Annotated in this window: 13 protein-coding genes and 1 rRNA gene (1 of these 14 only partly in view); 11 read left to right on the forward strand and 3 right to left on the reverse strand. The window is 45.4% G+C overall.

Translation table 11 applies throughout. The features are described from left to right. The coding region (locus tag CCC17_RS07400; protein ID WP_287082830.1) for a LacI family DNA-binding transcriptional regulator at nucleotides 1-1,017 on the reverse strand (1,017 nt) is incomplete at its 3' end. 296 nt (nucleotides 1,018-1,313) lie between these two features. Between CCC17_RS07400 and CCC17_RS07405 the strand changes: the two genes are divergently transcribed. The 9 genes from CCC17_RS07405 to queF all read left to right on the forward strand — a co-directional run bounded on the left by CCC17_RS07405 (nucleotide 1,314) and on the right by queF (nucleotide 10,943). Further along, on the forward strand, nucleotides 1,314-2,252 hold the full coding sequence (locus CCC17_RS07405; RefSeq protein WP_015526649.1) for an ABC transporter permease: 939 nt from the start codon (nucleotides 1,314-1,316) through the stop codon (nucleotides 2,250-2,252). An 11-nt stretch (nucleotides 2,253-2,263) separates the two neighbouring features. Beyond that, nucleotides 2,264-3,160: a carbohydrate ABC transporter permease gene (locus CCC17_RS07410; protein WP_015526648.1), complete on the forward strand. Its 897-nt coding sequence runs from the start codon at nucleotides 2,264-2,266 to the stop codon at nucleotides 3,158-3,160. 70 nt (nucleotides 3,161-3,230) lie between these two features. Continuing rightward, the gene (locus CCC17_RS07415; protein ID WP_370817453.1) at nucleotides 3,231-4,862 is read left to right on the forward strand and encodes an ABC transporter substrate-binding protein; all 1,632 of its coding nucleotides are present in this window, start codon (nucleotides 3,231-3,233) and stop codon (nucleotides 4,860-4,862) included. A 52-nt stretch (nucleotides 4,863-4,914) separates the two neighbouring features. Further along, nucleotides 4,915-6,438, forward strand: coding sequence for a glycoside hydrolase family 32 protein (locus tag CCC17_RS07420; RefSeq protein ID WP_287082832.1), 1,524 nt, complete (start codon nucleotides 4,915-4,917; stop codon nucleotides 6,436-6,438). A gap of 122 nt (nucleotides 6,439-6,560) precedes the next feature. Further along, complete coding sequence (locus CCC17_RS07425; RefSeq protein WP_256164014.1) at nucleotides 6,561-8,216, forward strand: YecA family protein; 1,656 nt, start codon at nucleotides 6,561-6,563, stop codon at nucleotides 8,214-8,216. Nucleotides 8,217-8,554: 338 nt separating this feature from the next. After that, entirely contained in the window at nucleotides 8,555-9,004 is a 450-nt protein-coding gene (gene queD, locus CCC17_RS07430) for a 6-carboxytetrahydropterin synthase QueD (RefSeq protein WP_021976186.1), read from the forward strand. Then, nucleotides 9,001-9,669, forward strand: a complete 669-nt coding sequence (gene queE / locus CCC17_RS07435; RefSeq protein WP_059086406.1) for a putative 7-carboxy-7-deazaguanine synthase QueE — start codon at nucleotides 9,001-9,003, stop codon at nucleotides 9,667-9,669. Before queD ends, queE begins: the two co-directional genes overlap by 4 nt. A gap of 19 nt (nucleotides 9,670-9,688) precedes the next feature. Next, complete coding sequence (gene queC / locus CCC17_RS07440) at nucleotides 9,689-10,405, forward strand: 7-cyano-7-deazaguanine synthase QueC (protein ID WP_256164017.1); 717 nt, start codon at nucleotides 9,689-9,691, stop codon at nucleotides 10,403-10,405. Between the two features lie 43 nt (nucleotides 10,406-10,448). Then, a complete protein-coding gene (gene queF, locus CCC17_RS07445) occupies nucleotides 10,449-10,943 on the forward strand; it encodes a preQ(1) synthase (protein ID WP_015526640.1) in 495 nt (164 codons plus the stop codon). Nucleotides 10,944-11,030: 87 nt separating this feature from the next. On the opposite strand, the gene CCC17_RS07450 is transcribed toward queF, so the two are convergent. After that, the gene (locus CCC17_RS07450; RefSeq protein ID WP_118170140.1) at nucleotides 11,031-12,110 is read right to left on the reverse strand and encodes an NAD(P)H-dependent flavin oxidoreductase; all 1,080 of its coding nucleotides are present in this window, start codon (nucleotides 12,108-12,110) and stop codon (nucleotides 11,031-11,033) included. Between the two features lie 268 nt (nucleotides 12,111-12,378). On the opposite strand from CCC17_RS07450, the gene CCC17_RS07455 reads away from it, so the two are divergent. Beyond that, a complete protein-coding gene (locus tag CCC17_RS07455; RefSeq protein ID WP_287082834.1) occupies nucleotides 12,379-12,639 on the forward strand; it encodes a hypothetical protein in 261 nt (86 codons plus the stop codon). Nucleotides 12,640-12,693: 54 nt separating this feature from the next. Here the strand turns inward: CCC17_RS07455 and CCC17_RS07460 are convergent, their stop codons facing one another. After that, the gene (locus CCC17_RS07460) at nucleotides 12,694-13,113 is read right to left on the reverse strand and encodes a PPC domain-containing DNA-binding protein (RefSeq protein WP_287082835.1); all 420 of its coding nucleotides are present in this window, start codon (nucleotides 13,111-13,113) and stop codon (nucleotides 12,694-12,696) included. A gap of 1,752 nt (nucleotides 13,114-14,865) precedes the next feature. On the opposite strand from CCC17_RS07460, the gene CCC17_RS07465 reads away from it, so the two are divergent. Beyond that, a 16S ribosomal RNA gene (locus CCC17_RS07465) occupies nucleotides 14,866-15,000 on the forward strand (it continues 1,395 nt past the right edge of the window).

Genomic DNA, 15,000 nt, shown 5'->3' on the forward strand with positions numbered 1-15,000 from the left:
TGTCTGTCGTCGTATCAGAACCGGAGTGATCTTTTTGTGGATCGGTTTTTGAAGCGGTGCCGGTTTTCTTTTCTTCATTTCGTTCATCTGTTCCACAAGCAGTTCCATGGTAGTCTGTGCGATCACATCAATCTGCTGTCCAATAGTAGTGATCGGGATGATGGACTCCGCAGCAATGGGTGAATTATCGAATCCGATGATCTGATATTCATCCGGCAGACAGTTGTATTTCTGGAAGATCAGATTGAGAAATATATTTGCGTAAGTATCATTGGATAAAAATATGCCTTTTTTCTGACCGGAATATTTACTGTCAATATCCTGAAAGATCACACGCATCTGTTCAAAAAGCTCCTGATAGGAATCACCGGAAACATTAAGGTTCAGTTCATAAGGAACATGATATTCCCGGCATGTTTCCTCAAAGGCACGGATACGGTCATAAGCCGGAATATTCTCAGGTACATGGACATTGATGTGGATCAGTACATCACACTGATTACGTATCAGCAGAGAAGTAGCCTGCATGCTGCCCATGTAATTGTCTGTTGTAACGCTGCATATATGTTCTGCTTCACGTTCAATGGCGATCACAGGAATATTATAGGAAGCCAGTTTTTCAGAGGAAAGAGTATGGCTGAGAACAATAAGTCCTTCAATCTTATAAGCCATCAGCTCGTCCAGATACTGCATTTCTTTCTCCGGGCCGCCATCACTGACAAAAACCAGAAATTTGTAATGATAATCGGAGTAACTTCGAAGAAGCTGTGTCAGCATTTCGGAATAATAATGAAGATAAAGGTTCGGGACAATGATCCCTACAAATTCGCTTTTTCCATTGGCAAGAACCCTGGCAAGCTTGTTTTTTCTGTAGCCGAGCTCATCAAGGGCTTTTGCGATCTTTTCCTGATTTTCCAGGGTCAGAGAATCCGGATGATTGAAATATCTGGAGATCGTAGTCTTGGAAAAACCAGTGTATTCTGCAATATCGGCAAATGTTACCTGTTTTTTAGCCATAAAAAAATATTCTCCTTTTAACAGCAGAAAGTTATGATACGGAATGCAGATGTGATCATATAAGAGAAAGCTGCAGACCGTACAGGATGATTGGATTGATATAATAAGTATAACAATACAGACGTTAAATAGCAATAAAAAAATAACCAGTTAAGTTACCGGTAACTTTTCTTGAATAAATTAACAAAAAAGGTTGACAGAAGCTATGTCATATAGTAGTATCAAATTATAAAGTAACCGGTTACTTTGCCGGTTACTAAACAAGAACGAAAGAACAAAAAAGGGAGGAAAAGAGAATGAAAAAAGGTTCTGCGAAAGCTGTTCCGGCAGGAAAAAGAACTGCTGCAGAAAAGCTTCAGTATGTGAAAAAGAACTGGCAGCTGTATGTGTTTTTTCTGCTGCCTGCACTTCTTCTGACGATCATCTTCAAATACGTGCCCATGGGTGGCGTACTGATCGCTTTTGAGGACTACAATGTCATTGATGGTGTATTTGGAAGCAAATGGGTAGGACTGGAATACTTCCGGAGATTTCTGGCATCACCGGATTTTATGAATTATCTTGTGAACACTCTGAAACTGAGTATTTACGGACTACTGTGGGGATTTCCGATTCCGATCATCCTGGCACTTCTTCTGAATCAGATCCGGAGAGCTGGGATCAGGAAAAAAATTCAGCTTCTGATCTATGCGCCGAATTTTATTTCCGTTATCGTACTCTGTGGTATGGTTCGTATGTTTCTTTCACCGGTAGGTCCGCTGAATAAACTGATCGGTTCCGATGCCAACTGGATGACTATGCCGGCAGCATTTCGTACCATTTACATAGCCAGCGGAATCTGGCAGACAGCCGGATGGGCATCCATTATGTATACTGCAGCACTTGCCAATGCAAGTAAGGATCTGGAAGAGGCAGCAGTGGTGGATGGTGCAAATATCCTGCAGCAGATCTGGTATGTACAGCTTCCGGCTATTAAAAACATCATTGTGATCCAGTTTATCCTTCAGGCCGGAAATATTATGAGCATTGGTTTTGAAAAAGCATATGCACTGCAGACAGATATGAACCTTCCTGCATCTGAGATTCTTTCTACTTATGTATACAGAATCGGTCTTCTGAATGGAGATTATGGATATTCTACAGCAGTGGGGCTGTTTAATTCAGTGATCAATGTAATTCTTTTGATCTTTGTAAACTGGGTAGTCAAGAAACTGAATGACGGAGAGGGATTATAGGAGGTGCTGTTATGGCAAAAGCAAAGAAAAAGAAATATTCGGCATCTGATAAAGCCATTTTAGGAATCGGATACGTACTTCTGGGTGCATTTGTACTTTCCATTCTGGTTCCGCTTTTATATGTTGTGATCGCATCCTTTATGGATCCGAATGTGCTGAACAGCCAGGGAATCAGCTTTGATGTGCGGAAGTGGACGATCGATGCGTACCGCAGAGTTCTTGAAAATAATATGATCTGGAGAGGCTTTGCAAACTCATTTTTTTATTCCCTGGTGTTTACCATTATTTCAGTTCTGGTAACTCTGCTGGCAGCATATCCAATGTCCAAGAAAGAATTTGTGGGAAGAAATTTCTTCAATGTTATTTTTCTCATTACCATGTTTTTCGGTGGAGGAATGATCCCGACTTTTATCCTGATCAATCAGTTGCATCTGGTAAATACAATCTGGGCAATCCTGCTTCCGGGTGCGTTTAATGTCTGGAACATGATCCTTGCCAGAACCTATTATCAGTCTATCCCCAAGGAACTCAGAGAGGCATCTGCCATTGACGGTGCCACGGAAATCGAGCATTTTTTCAAGATTATGATGCCGGTATGCAAACCGATCATCGCAGTGCTTGCACTGTGGTCCTTTGTAGGAATGTGGAACAGTTATTTTGACGCTATGATTTATTTGAATGATGCGAAACTGCAGCCATTGCAGCTGGTACTTCGTTCCATCCTTGTACAGAATACACCGCAGCCCGGAATGATCGCAGATATCCAGAGTACTGCACAGATGGCAAAGGTAGCGGAACTTCTGAAATATGCTACGATCATTGTATCAAGTTTACCGCTTCTGATCATGTATCCATTCTTCCAGAAATATTTTGACCAGGGCATTATGGTTGGTTCTGTAAAAGGCTGATGACAGGAGGTTGATAATGATGAAAAAAAGAATGAAGGCATTATTGGCAATCGGGCTTTCTGCAATTATAATGGTATGCAGTGCCGGATGTGGAAATGGAAAAGAACACATGAAAGCAGAAACAGATCCGGATACCCCGGTGGAAGATGTGTCCTTTCCTCTGAAAGAAAAAGCAGAGCTGTCTTTTATTACCAGTGCACCTGCAACATCTACACAGGAACCTAATGAAAGAACGATCTTTGAAAGACTGGAAAAGCAGACCAATGTCCACATTGACTGGACCTGTTTTGTATCGGATCAGTTTGATGACAAAAAAAATCTGGCGCTGGCACAGTTCGGAAATCTTCCGGATGGACTTTTTAACGCAGGGATGAGTGATTATGATCTTCTTCGTTATGCCAAACAGGGAATCATTATTCCGGTAGAAAATCTCATTGATAAATACATGCCGAATCTTAAGGCTGTATTTGAAAAATACCCGGAATACAGAACAATGTGTACAGCACCGGACGGACATATTTATTCTTTCCCATGGATCGAGCAGCTTGGTGCGGGGAAAGAAGCCATTCAGGCAATTGGAGATATTCCCTACATTAATAAAAAATGGCTGGATTATCTGAAGCTGGACGTTCCGACTACAACTGAGGAACTGGAACAGGTTCTGATCGCTTTCCGCGACAATGCAGATAAACTGGAAAAGAAATTCAACATTGAGGGTGGTGTGATCCCGATGTCCTTTATCATCAATAATGGTGATCAGGATCCTGCAATTCTCATCAACGGATTCGGAGAAGGATATGGTGACACCGGTGATCATTTTGCAGTGAAAGATGATGGAACCGTTATTTATACAACTGTACAGGAAGGCTATAAAGAAGGTATTCAGTGGCTCCATCAGTTGGTAGAAGAAAAGCTGGTGGATCCGGAGGCTTTTACCCAGGAATGGTCAACTTATGTTGCAAAAGGTAAGAACCACAGATATGGTCTGTGTTTCACCTGGGATATTGCAAATATTGATAACAATGAAGATTATGTAATGCTTCCGGCGCTGGCCGGTCCGGATGGTCTTGTAAATATCACAAGACAGAACAACAGTGAAACCAGTGGCTTTGACAGAGGACGCTGCGTTCTGACTACAAGCTGTCGGAATACGGCACTGGCAGCAGCATGGATCGATCAGATGTATGCACCGATCCAGTCTCCGCAGAATAACTGGGGTACTTACGGGGAAAAAGATTCATTTAATATCTTTGAGATGTCCGAGAATGCAGAAGGTGGTCAGATGCTGAAACATATGGATCTGGGAGATGCATCTCCGGTAGAGGTTCGTGAAGCACAGTCTGTAAACGGACCGTTGGCAATACTTAACGAGTATTACGATGTATATGTAACAGAGCCGGCAGATGCAAAATGGCGTCTCGACAATATGCACGAAACATATCTTAAGGATATGAACAGTAAATATGTGTATCCGAATGTATTTATGAGTATTGATGATACCAATAAGGTATCTCAGTACGACACGGATATCAAGAAGTATGCGGAACAGAAAAAAGCAGACTGGATCCTGAATGGCGGCATCGATAAAGAATGGGATTCCTATCTGAAAAAGATGGAGCAGTATGGACTGTCTGATTATCTGGCAATCAAACAGAAATATTTTGACCAGTATCAGAAGTCTCTTAGTGAGACAGAGAAATAAAAACAGAAAAAGATACCGGTCAGAAACATAAAAAAGAAAGAGAGAGCAGAGTATGAGTGAAAAACTTGAAAAAGCACGTCTTTATGAAATAGAGGAAGCAAAAAATATCCCGCAGGAAGAGAAACCGGCCTTTCATGTATCTGCACCGGTTGGCTGGATCAATGATCCCAATGGATTTTCTGTTTTTAAAGGAAAGGTACATCTTTTTTACCAGTATCATCCTTACAGCCGTGACTGGGGCCCTATGCACTGGGGCCACAGTGTGACGGAGGATATGATCAGATGGGAGCAGCTTCCTGCAGCGCTTGCACCGGATCAGGAATATGATCGAGAGGGATGCTTTTCCGGAAGTGCTATTGAAGCGGATGGAAAACATGCTTTGATCTACACAGGAGTTACAACAGAAAAGCTGCCTGATGGAAAAGAAGAAGTCCGGCAGAATCAGTGCCTTGCCTGGGGTGACGGAAAAGATTATGTAAAGGTAGAGAAAAATCCGGTAGTCACCGGGGATATGCTTCCGGAGAAATGCAGCAGAGTTGATTTCCGTGATCCGAAGGTATGGGAAGATAACGGAACATACCATATGCTCGTAGGATGCCGCAGCGAAGAAATTCCTGGACAGGTAGTTCTGTTTTCCAGTAAAGATCTGAAAGAATGGAAATTTGAAACAATTCTTGCGGAGAACTCCACAGGAGAAATCGGTGTTATGTGGGAATGCCCCGATTTCTTTCCGCTCGGGGATAAACATGTGCTGATCTGTTCTCCGCAGCATATGCGGGCAAAAGGGTATGAGTTTCATAATGGACATAATTCCCTGTATTTTACGGGAGATTATGACAGCGAAAAACATACATTTGAAAAAGACGCACCGGTAAGTCTGGACTACGGACTTGATTTTTATGCGCCGCAGACAACCCTTCTTCCAGATGGAAGAAGAGTAATGATCGCCTGGATGAAATCCTGGGATAGCTGTGTGATCAAGGAAAAGCAGAGATGGCAGGGAATGATGACTCTTCCGAGAGAGCTGGAATATCGTGACGGAAAGATCTGGCAGAAGCCGGTCCGAGAAATTGAGAATTATCGGAAAAACCGTTGTTGTTATGAGAATGTAAAAGTGGGTGAGAGCTTAAGCCTTGAAGGCGTCCGTGGCCGAATGATCGATCTGACTGTGGAATTGCAGAACGCAGATGGCATCATGGATGGAAGCAGGAACTCCGGAAATCCAAATCAGGAAGCATTAGATGTGTACAATGAGTTCCGGATCGAGCTTGCACGCAATGAAGAATATACAACGGTCTTTACCTATGATCGAAAAAGACAGATACTGGAGATCGACAGAACCTGGAGCGGGGTGCAGCGTGATGTTGTATGTACAAGAAAGCTCCAGATCACAGATGACAGACAAAATCTGAAGCTGCGTTTTATCCTGGATCGAAGCTCCATAGAGCTTTTTATCAATGATGGAAGCAAAACTGCGACTACCGTGATCCCAACACCAGTGGAAGCAGATGAGATTCTGTTTCACAGTGACGGAAATGCTGTGATCCAGGTTGAGAAATATGATATTGTGTTGTAGAAGCCTCTCAAATATTGACAATTTCTCTATTTTTGTATAACATAGGGGAAGTTGCTTACGCCGGATCAGGAGTTATTCGTATCTCCTGATCCGGCATATATTTACAGGAGAGGAACACAGGAATGTTTTATCAGTTAAAAATCACAAGAAAAGGAACGAAACCGCCGGTATGGAGACGTTGTACTGTTGCGGCTGACGTTACATTTGCAAATATGGCAGCCATGCTTGAAAAACTGGTTCAGTATCCGGCAGGCAGCCTATATGAGATTGAATTTTTTCAGAAAAAAGTACAGATCCGTGAGAACGGTGACGGAGAAGCGAAGAATAATTTCACATTATTAAATGCAGGCGAGACAGAGACTGCAGAGCTTATGGATTCCGAGAAATGGTTTACCTTCCGTCAGTATGGTGCGGATAAGGAAGCTCCGGAATACAGAGTTGATATTGAGAAGAAAGACGAGGGAACAGCAGAAGCTCCTTCTATTATAAAAGAAGTAAAGGGTGAGGATGATCCGTACTGGACAGAGGCACCAGAGCTGGGATGCACTGCAGCAGTTGAAACTGAGGTGGAAACAGCCAAAGCATCGGAAGACATTGCTGCAACAGTAGCGGCAGTAGAGGCAGCAGCCAGAGCTGCAAAAGCAGATGAGGCAGCCACAGGTAGCAGAAGAAATCCTACAGTAAAAGATTTCCTCATGTCCTATCGTAAAGAAGACCTTCTCAGCATTGCAGGTGAGCTTGGACTTCACTGCAAGGGAATGGATCAGGAAGAGATCGCCGCAAAGGTTGCCGCAGAGGTTCTTAAACCGGAGGTTATGAAAGCAAGCTTCCTCGTAGCAGACGATCAGGAGGTACTGGCTTTTGAGGCGGCTATTCAGAGAAAATGCTTCCATGTTGCAGAGGATGAGTGGAATACATTAGAATGGCTGAACGATATGGGCTACCTTGTTTCCTACAGTGATGATTACGCAGAAGTTCCGGCAGAGGTTGTAGCTGTTTACGATCAGATCAATACACCGGAGTTCCAGACACTTCGCAGCCAGGTAAACTGGTTGAAGGATTGCCTTATTATGGTAAGCTATCTGTATGTATCTGCACCGGCAAAGACCGTATATGAGATGTTTAAGCAGAGAAAAGGCTTTGACATCGGATATGACAGATTCATCGAGCTGTATCATACCATTCCGGAGAAGGCCTGTATCTGTGAGCTTGCGGAGGATCAGCTGATCCTGAAATCCGCACTGGTCAATAACATTTACAAGGATATCGAGAGACGTCAGGGTGGACGGAAATTCTATATTCCGTCTGTAGATGAGATCCTGGATTATTCCGAAAACGGGTATCCAACAAAATCTGCTTCTTACCAGAGACTGGGCAGATTCCTGCTGGATGAGATAAAGGTTTCCGATGCAGTGAAGGATCAGGTACTGTTCTTTATTTACAAAGAATGCTCCATGGATGGCAGAATGTCAGCGATCATGGAAAACCTGAACCAGAAGGGGATCCAGTTTAACGATGAGCAGCTTGAGAAATTTACAAAGCTGATCATGGAGGCAAACAATAACACAAGAATGCTGGAATTCCGCGGTTACACACCGAATGAGATCTCAGGAGCAGTATGGCCGTTTGCCACAGGCAAGCCGCACACTGCAATGCCGAACAGCTTTGTGCCGACAGCAATGCCGATGCAGCCGGCATCTGCAAGAAAAATCTATCCCAACGATCCGTGTCCGTGCGGAAGCGGTAAGAAATATAAGAAGTGCTGCGGAAGAAGATAATTCTGCAGAAAATTTACCGTAATTCCGGAGCTGAAAGTTCCCATAGATCGTTGCGGAGCGACTGCGCTCATGAGTGAGCAGCGAACGCGGATGATCTGGTCCGATTTATCGTTTGATGCAGTATCTCCGGAAATACCATACAAATTAATATAAGACAGTTCGTTTGTACCATCCTGTCTATAAATAAAACCAGGGCTGAAGAAGATGTGAGAATCAGGGCAGACTCGTGGCGGGTCTGCCCTTTTTTTACTTTAACTGGATCAAGGCCGGGAATCCCGGCTTTTTTTATTTATGGAAATATCCGGGTGGTGTGACAGATCCAGAAGGAGGAAAAATTTATGTATCAGTTAAAAACAGAAGCAGATTTCGATTCGGCACACTTTCTGTCCGGTTACACCGGCAAATGTTCCAACATCCATGGTCATCGCTGGCATGTGGAGATTGAGATCGAAAGCCGGAAGCTGGAGAAAAACGGTCAGGGGCGAGGGATGCTGGTAGACTTCGGAGATCTGAAAAAGGATCTTCGGGAGCTGGCAGATTCCATGGATCACACGCTGATCTATGAAGAAAATACATTACGTCCGAAAACGCTGGAAGCACTGGATGAGGAAGGCTTTCATCTGGTGAAGGTTCCCTTTCGCCCTACAGCAGAGAATTTTTCAGAGTATTTTTTCAGGAAAATGGAAGAAAAGGGCTATCCTGTAAAAAGAGCTGTTGTTTACGAAACACCAAATAACTGTGCAGCTTACCGGGAAACGGAAGAAGAAACGGAGGCGGTATGGCTATGAGTACCTATCAGGTTGTAGAGAAATTTGTCAGCATCAATGGAGAGGGCAGACGGGCAGGAGAGCTTGCCGCTTTTATCCGGTTTAAGGGCTGCAATCTTCAGTGCAGCTATTGTGATACCAGCTGGGCAAATGAGCCGGGATGTGAGAGTGAAAGGCTGACAGAAGAAGAGATCCTTTCCTGGATCCGTGAAACAGGCGTAAAAAATGTGACACTTACAGGCGGGGAACCACTTTTACGGAAAGGCATGGAGGAGCTGATCGAGGCAATCCTGGAGGATCCATCCCAGCGGGTGGAGATTGAGACCAATGGAAGCGTAGATCTGAAGCCTTATCATATATTAAAAAAACGTCCGTCCTTTACCATGGATTATAAAGCACCGGACAGCGGCATGGAAAAAGAGATGCTCCTTTCCAATCTGGAGCTTCTGGGCAGTGAGGATACGCTGAAATTCGTGGTCAGCAGCCGCAGAGATATGGAAAAAGCCCTGGAAATCCTGGAAAAGTACAGGCTGGTCGGAAAAACGGCAGTTTATTTCAGCCCTGTATTTGGCAGGATCCAGCCGGTGGAGATCGTGGATTTCCTTATGGAAAAAAAGCTCAACGATGTAAAGCTTCAGATCCAGCTTCATAAGGTGATCTGGGACCCGCAGAAACGGGGAGTATGACAGGAAAACATATCACAATATAACAAGAAATACCGCAGAAAAGGAGAACGCTATGAAAGCACTTGTACTTGCAAGCGGCGGTGTGGATTCCACCACCTGCCTGGGGCTTGCCGTAAACAAATATGGAAAAGAGAATGTAATTGCATTAACAGTAGCTTACGGACAGAAGCACACAAAAGAAATCGAGGCTGCCAGAAAAACAGCAGAATATTACGGAGTGGAGCATCTTTATCTGGATCTGGAGCCGATCTTCCGGTACAGTGACTGTTCGCTTCTGAAGCATTCAGACAGAGAGATCCCGCACGAAAGCTATGCAGAGCAGCTGAAGGAAACCGATGGTTCACCGGTTTCAACCTATGTGCCGTTCCGGAACGGATTGTTTCTTTCCTCGGCAGCAAGTATTGCGCTGTCAAAAAACTGCAGTGTGATCTATTACGGAGCACATGCGGATGATGCAGCCGGAAATGCATATCCGGACTGCAGCAGTGCGTTTCACAATGCGATCAACGAGGCGATCTATCAGGGAAGCGGCGGCCAGCTGAAGGTTGAGGCGCCTTTTGTCAGCTGCACAAAGGCAGAGGTCGTAAAAACCGGCCTGGAGCTGAATGTTCCTTATGAACTGACCTGGAGCTGTTACGAAGGCGGCGAAAAGCCCTGCGGTGTGTGCGGAACCTGTATTGACAGAGCAGAGGCATTCCGTCTCAATGGAGTGAAGGACCCGGCACTTGACAGATAGATCGGATCATAAATATCCGCCCGACCATAGAAAGGAAAAAAATATGAGCAGAGAAAACCTGGAAAAAGAAGGGATTACCCTTCTCGGAAATCAGAAAGTAAAATATCCGGACAATTATGCTCCGGAGGTACTGGAAACATTTTTGAACAAGCACCCGGACAACGATTACTTTGTAAAATTTAACTGCCCGGAATTTACAAGCCTTTGTCCCATTACCGGACAGCCGGATTTCGCGACGATCACGATATCCTACGTACCCGGTGAAAAAATGGTGGAGAGCAAATCTCTGAAGCTGTATCTTTTCAGCTTCCGCAATCACGGAGATTTTCATGAGGATTGCGTGAACATCATTATGAAGGATCTGATCCGTCTTATGGATCCGAAATACATTGAGGTCTGGGGAAAATTTACGCCGAGAGGCGGCATTTCCATTGATCCCTACTGCAATTACGGAAAAGCCGGAACCAGATGGGAGGAGATTGCCTGGAAACGTCTGACAGAGCATGACATGTACCCGGAAAAGATCGATAACCGGTAGAAAAACTAAAAGTCCCTGTTTTCACTGCGAAAAGCAATGAAAGCAGGGGCTTTTTGTTTAGGTGCGCCTAGCGGCGCAGGTTTATCTTTATGACAGCCGGATGCACTCCGATTCTGTGTCAAACAGATCAGCGATCACATCGTGCACGGTTTCGATCTTATCTGCCATATAGGCCTTTGCTCCGCAGAACAGCAGGCCGTTTTCCACGTCGCCCTTTACGGCGGCGATCAGCTTGTCTGTAATGCAGTAAGGGATCTCGCCGGGGGAACATTTGGCAAGGCAGCGGTGGCAGGGACTGTGCGGGATCTTTTCTCCGGCCATGACGTGCTGCATGAAGGGATTCATAATGGCACGTCCCGGCATACCTACCGGACTTTTTACAATGGCAATGTCGTCCTTTGCGGCGTGGATCAGGGATTCTTTCAGCCGGATGTCTGCGTCACATTCTTCCGTTGGGATAAAACGGGTGGCGACCTGAACGCCGTCCACACCAAGATCAAGGACATGCTTTACATCCTCGTGCGTGGCGATGCCGCCGGCAGCTACTACAGGGATTTCCGTGCCGAATTTTGCAGCATAGCTTTTTACAGTCTGGACGATCTTTCGGATCTCATTGTCGTAGGCTTCCGGTGTATAGGAATCCAGCTCTTCCTTGTGGAAGCCCAGATGACCGCCTGCCTGGGGACCTTCGATCACCACAAGATCTGCAGTGCGCTTGTACTTTCTTTCCCAGTATTTCAGGATAACCTTTGCAGATTTGTCCGTTGAGACGATGGGGGCGATCTTTGTTTTGCTTCCGCTGACAAGGGCAGGGAGCTCTGTAGGAAGTCCTGCACCGGAGATGATCAGGTCAGCGCCGGCATGGACAGCGGCTTTTACATGAGATGCGTACTCCTTCAGCGCAACCATGATGTTGTAGCCGATGATACCGTCAGGAGAAATCCTGCGTGCTTTTTTCATCTCGGACAGGATAGCCCGCTGGTTGGCTTCTTCGGTATTCCGGTCGAAATCCTTTTCCCGGTAGCCGATCTGAGCGGTGGAAATGATTCCGATCCCGCCTTCCTTTGCAACGGTGCCTGCCAGACGGCCAAGGCTGATGCCAACGCCCATTCCACCCTGGATCAGGGGAAATCTCGTAAGTTTATCACCGATTTTAAAATTCTTCATAATGATCAGATCCTCACATTCATTTGCTTTCGCTAAATAATTTTAGTATAAAATAGTTTTATTATCAAAGTATATCATAACAGGGGAATTTGTCAATGTAAATGTCGGTGAATCAGGGAAGTCCTCTGCTTCAATTGCGAACATCCGTCGGACCAGATTTTGTTAAAATCCACTTTGTTGACAGAACAGAAAATATCAGGCAAATTCACAGTGATATCAGCTTTACAGAAAACTGTAAAGTGAATTAGAGGAAAAGGGAGGAACAGGTATGCGAAAAAAGACGAGTACCATCATGGCCTGGCTGCCTGCGGCGTCCGTGACAGTCACATCTCTGTCAGCGGGAACCGTGACGGCCTATGCACAGGAGGAAATGCCGCTGGTGGAAGCCGGAACCGTGACAGAGAGTGCGGAAGAGTTTGGCGACAGCAGTGACAGCATTGCAGATATTGCGGAAGAGGGCAATATTGAAGCTAAAGAAAAGGGTGAGCTGACAGCATTATGCTGTGTAGTTACACCCTTTTATGTGTGATGAAATTTTTAAACTGTAAAGCAGTAGACTGTGTCCGGAATCCCTCTGGCAAAATCAGAATTTAAACAGATTCAGACCGATCTCCTGACTGAACTTACGGCCGATCTCTCCGTCGATCACCTGGATCTGGATCTCGGCAGTAGCGCTGATGATGGCACGGTTCAGATGACCGCCGTGTACATGGCCTTCCTCGTCACCGGCTGCGATATGGAGATGAAGATAAACGTCACCGTCTTTGCGGGTAACGGTACCGGTAAGTGATACGATCTCAAACGCTCCCTGGAACTGAATAGAGTGGTATTCCTTTGTCACTGTGTTGTATACGCCTGCAGTGAAATCATTGATGGCGCCAAGGCCTGTGACCTGTGCAAGGCGGATATTCTCTTTTTTTGCAACCTTGCCGATCTCCTCCAGGATCTCTTCCTTCGGATCAAGACGAAGATAGATCGTGTTTCCAAAACGTCTGTATTCCATGATAAAAACCTCCCTTTGTGTGATATTTGCCATAAACAGCGGCGGATGTTTTTATCCGCTTGTCAATAAGTATAATACATTTTAATTTTTTACGGAAGGCCAGGGAAAGAGAATGCCGGAGTCTCATGTCTGTGCGAGAGATTTTTTTTGACGTCTGCTCTTAGCATTGGAGGCAGGCGGGGATACGTTTGAGGTTTCGTTAGGTGGATGTGGTCGAGGGACGCCAGAGGAAGGAGGCATCGCTCCGGGAGTGGAGGCAGTCGTGGATGTTTTTTGAGGTTTTGAGAGGTGGATGTGGTCGAGGGACGCCAGAGGAAGGAGGCATCGCTCCGGGAGTGGAGGCAGTCGTGGATGTTTTTTGAGGTTTTGAGAGGTGGATGTGGTCGAGGGACGCCAGAGGAAGGAGGCATCGCTCCGGGAGTGGAGGCAGTCGTGGATGTTTTTTGAGGTTTTGAGAGGTGGATGTGGTCGAGGGACGCCAGAGGAAGGAGGCATCGCTCCGGGAGTGGAGGCAGTCGTGGATGTTTTTTGAGGTTTTGAGAGGTGGATGTGGTTGAGGGACGCCAGAGGAAGGTGGCATCGCTCCGGGAGTGGATGCAGTCGGGGATGTTTTTGAGGTTTTGAGAGGTGGATGTGGTTGAGGAACGCCAGAGGAAGGTGGCATCGCTCCGGGCAGGGACTCCGTCGGGGGATACTACTAGGGCTCCGTGAGACGGCTAAAAGCATTGCGGCAGGGTCAGAACTCGCCTTCGGCTCAGACAGCAGACCCTGCCGCAATAACGCCGTCTCCCGCAGCCCGAGTAGTAATCACCCCTCCTCCGCAGCAGCCCGGCCCGATGCCACCTTCCTCTGGCTGACGCTTCCAATCGACAGGAAAAAACATGCGGGGGATGGAAGCGGACTGGGCGTCCTGTCCTGAAATGTCAGACTGGTACAGAATATTCCTATAAGTATCGAAGAATACAGGGACCAGATCGGCACAGCGTACCACTATAAGTACCGAAGAATACAGAAACCAGATCGGCACAACGTTCCATTCTGAGTACCGCAGCATACAGACAAAAGTCAACAACGCAGCACACACAACAACGCAGAACTCCTTCCGTGCCCAAGAGGGTGGGGGTGCAGGGGGAGGGCCTTCGGGCTACGGAACTCTGAGATGGCCTTCCCCCTGCATATTCCCGCATTGAAAATGCGACCGGCGTAGCGCCATACAGCGAAGAGTCTTATTAAAAAACAACACATATAAAATAATAAACAGGAAGATAATAGCATAATGGATGAATGATAGCAGAAAAGAAATTGTCCTATAAAAATAAATTTCCAGGAAAATCTAAAAAAATTGAAATTTATGGTTGACAAGCATAACTCCCAGTGGTATTATAACTGAGCTGTCGCAAATAATTGTTTTCAAAAAACAAACAATTAAAAAGAATTTCAGAAAAATGAAATTCGCAGTTGACAAAAGACAGAAGATATGATAAAGTATCCAAGTCGTCAACGAAACGACAACAAGATCTTAACTCAAAAATGTTTGAAAAAAACTTAAAAAAGTGCTTGACAAACAAAAAGAGATGAGATAAAATAAACGAGCTGTCTGAGAGACAGACACAACAAACCTTGATAACTAAACAGTGAAACACATACGATTCTCGAAAATTTCTTTACATTTAAAGAACGGTTTAAACAAACCAAAAGCAGTAAAAACGAGAGATAGCCAAACGGTTGTCTTGAGTAAACGAATCAAACATTTTATCAGAGAGTTTGATCCTGGCTCAGGATGAACGCTGGCGGCGTGCTTAACACATGCAAGTCGAACGGGAATTACTTTATTGAAACTTCGGTCGATATGATTTAATTCTAGTGGCGGACGGGTGAGTAACGCGT

The sequence above is a fragment of the Blautia sp. LMAG:36 genome (genome assembly GCF_008680535.1).
In the GTDB taxonomy this organism is placed as follows: domain Bacteria; phylum Bacillota; class Clostridia; order Lachnospirales; family Lachnospiraceae; genus Blautia_A; species Blautia_A fusiformis.

What these genes read in the sequence shown, in the direction of transcription:
- CCC17_RS07425 (WP_256164014.1), top strand. Translation starts at nt 6,561, where the DNA reads ATGTTTTATCAGTTAAAAATCACAAGAAAAGGAACGAAACCGCCGGTA.
- queD (WP_021976186.1), top strand. Translation starts at nt 8,555, where the DNA reads ATGTATCAGTTAAAAACAGAAGCAGATTTCGATTCGGCACACTTTCTG.
- CCC17_RS07450 (WP_118170140.1), bottom strand. Translation starts at nt 12,110, where the DNA reads ATGAAGAATTTTAAAATCGGTGATAAACTTACGAGATTTCCCCTGATC.
- CCC17_RS07455 (WP_287082834.1), top strand. Translation starts at nt 12,379, where the DNA reads ATGCGAAAAAAGACGAGTACCATCATGGCCTGGCTGCCTGCGGCGTCC.
- CCC17_RS07405 (WP_015526649.1), top strand. Translation starts at nt 1,314, where the DNA reads ATGAAAAAAGGTTCTGCGAAAGCTGTTCCGGCAGGAAAAAGAACTGCT.
- CCC17_RS07460 (WP_287082835.1), bottom strand. Translation starts at nt 13,113, where the DNA reads ATGGAATACAGACGTTTTGGAAACACGATCTATCTTCGTCTTGATCCG.
- queF (WP_015526640.1), top strand. Translation starts at nt 10,449, where the DNA reads ATGAGCAGAGAAAACCTGGAAAAAGAAGGGATTACCCTTCTCGGAAAT.
- queE (WP_059086406.1), top strand. Translation starts at nt 9,001, where the DNA reads ATGAGTACCTATCAGGTTGTAGAGAAATTTGTCAGCATCAATGGAGAG.
- CCC17_RS07415 (WP_370817453.1), top strand. Translation starts at nt 3,231, where the DNA reads ATGGTATGCAGTGCCGGATGTGGAAATGGAAAAGAACACATGAAAGCA.
- CCC17_RS07410 (WP_015526648.1), top strand. Translation starts at nt 2,264, where the DNA reads ATGGCAAAAGCAAAGAAAAAGAAATATTCGGCATCTGATAAAGCCATT.
- CCC17_RS07420 (WP_287082832.1), top strand. Translation starts at nt 4,915, where the DNA reads ATGAGTGAAAAACTTGAAAAAGCACGTCTTTATGAAATAGAGGAAGCA.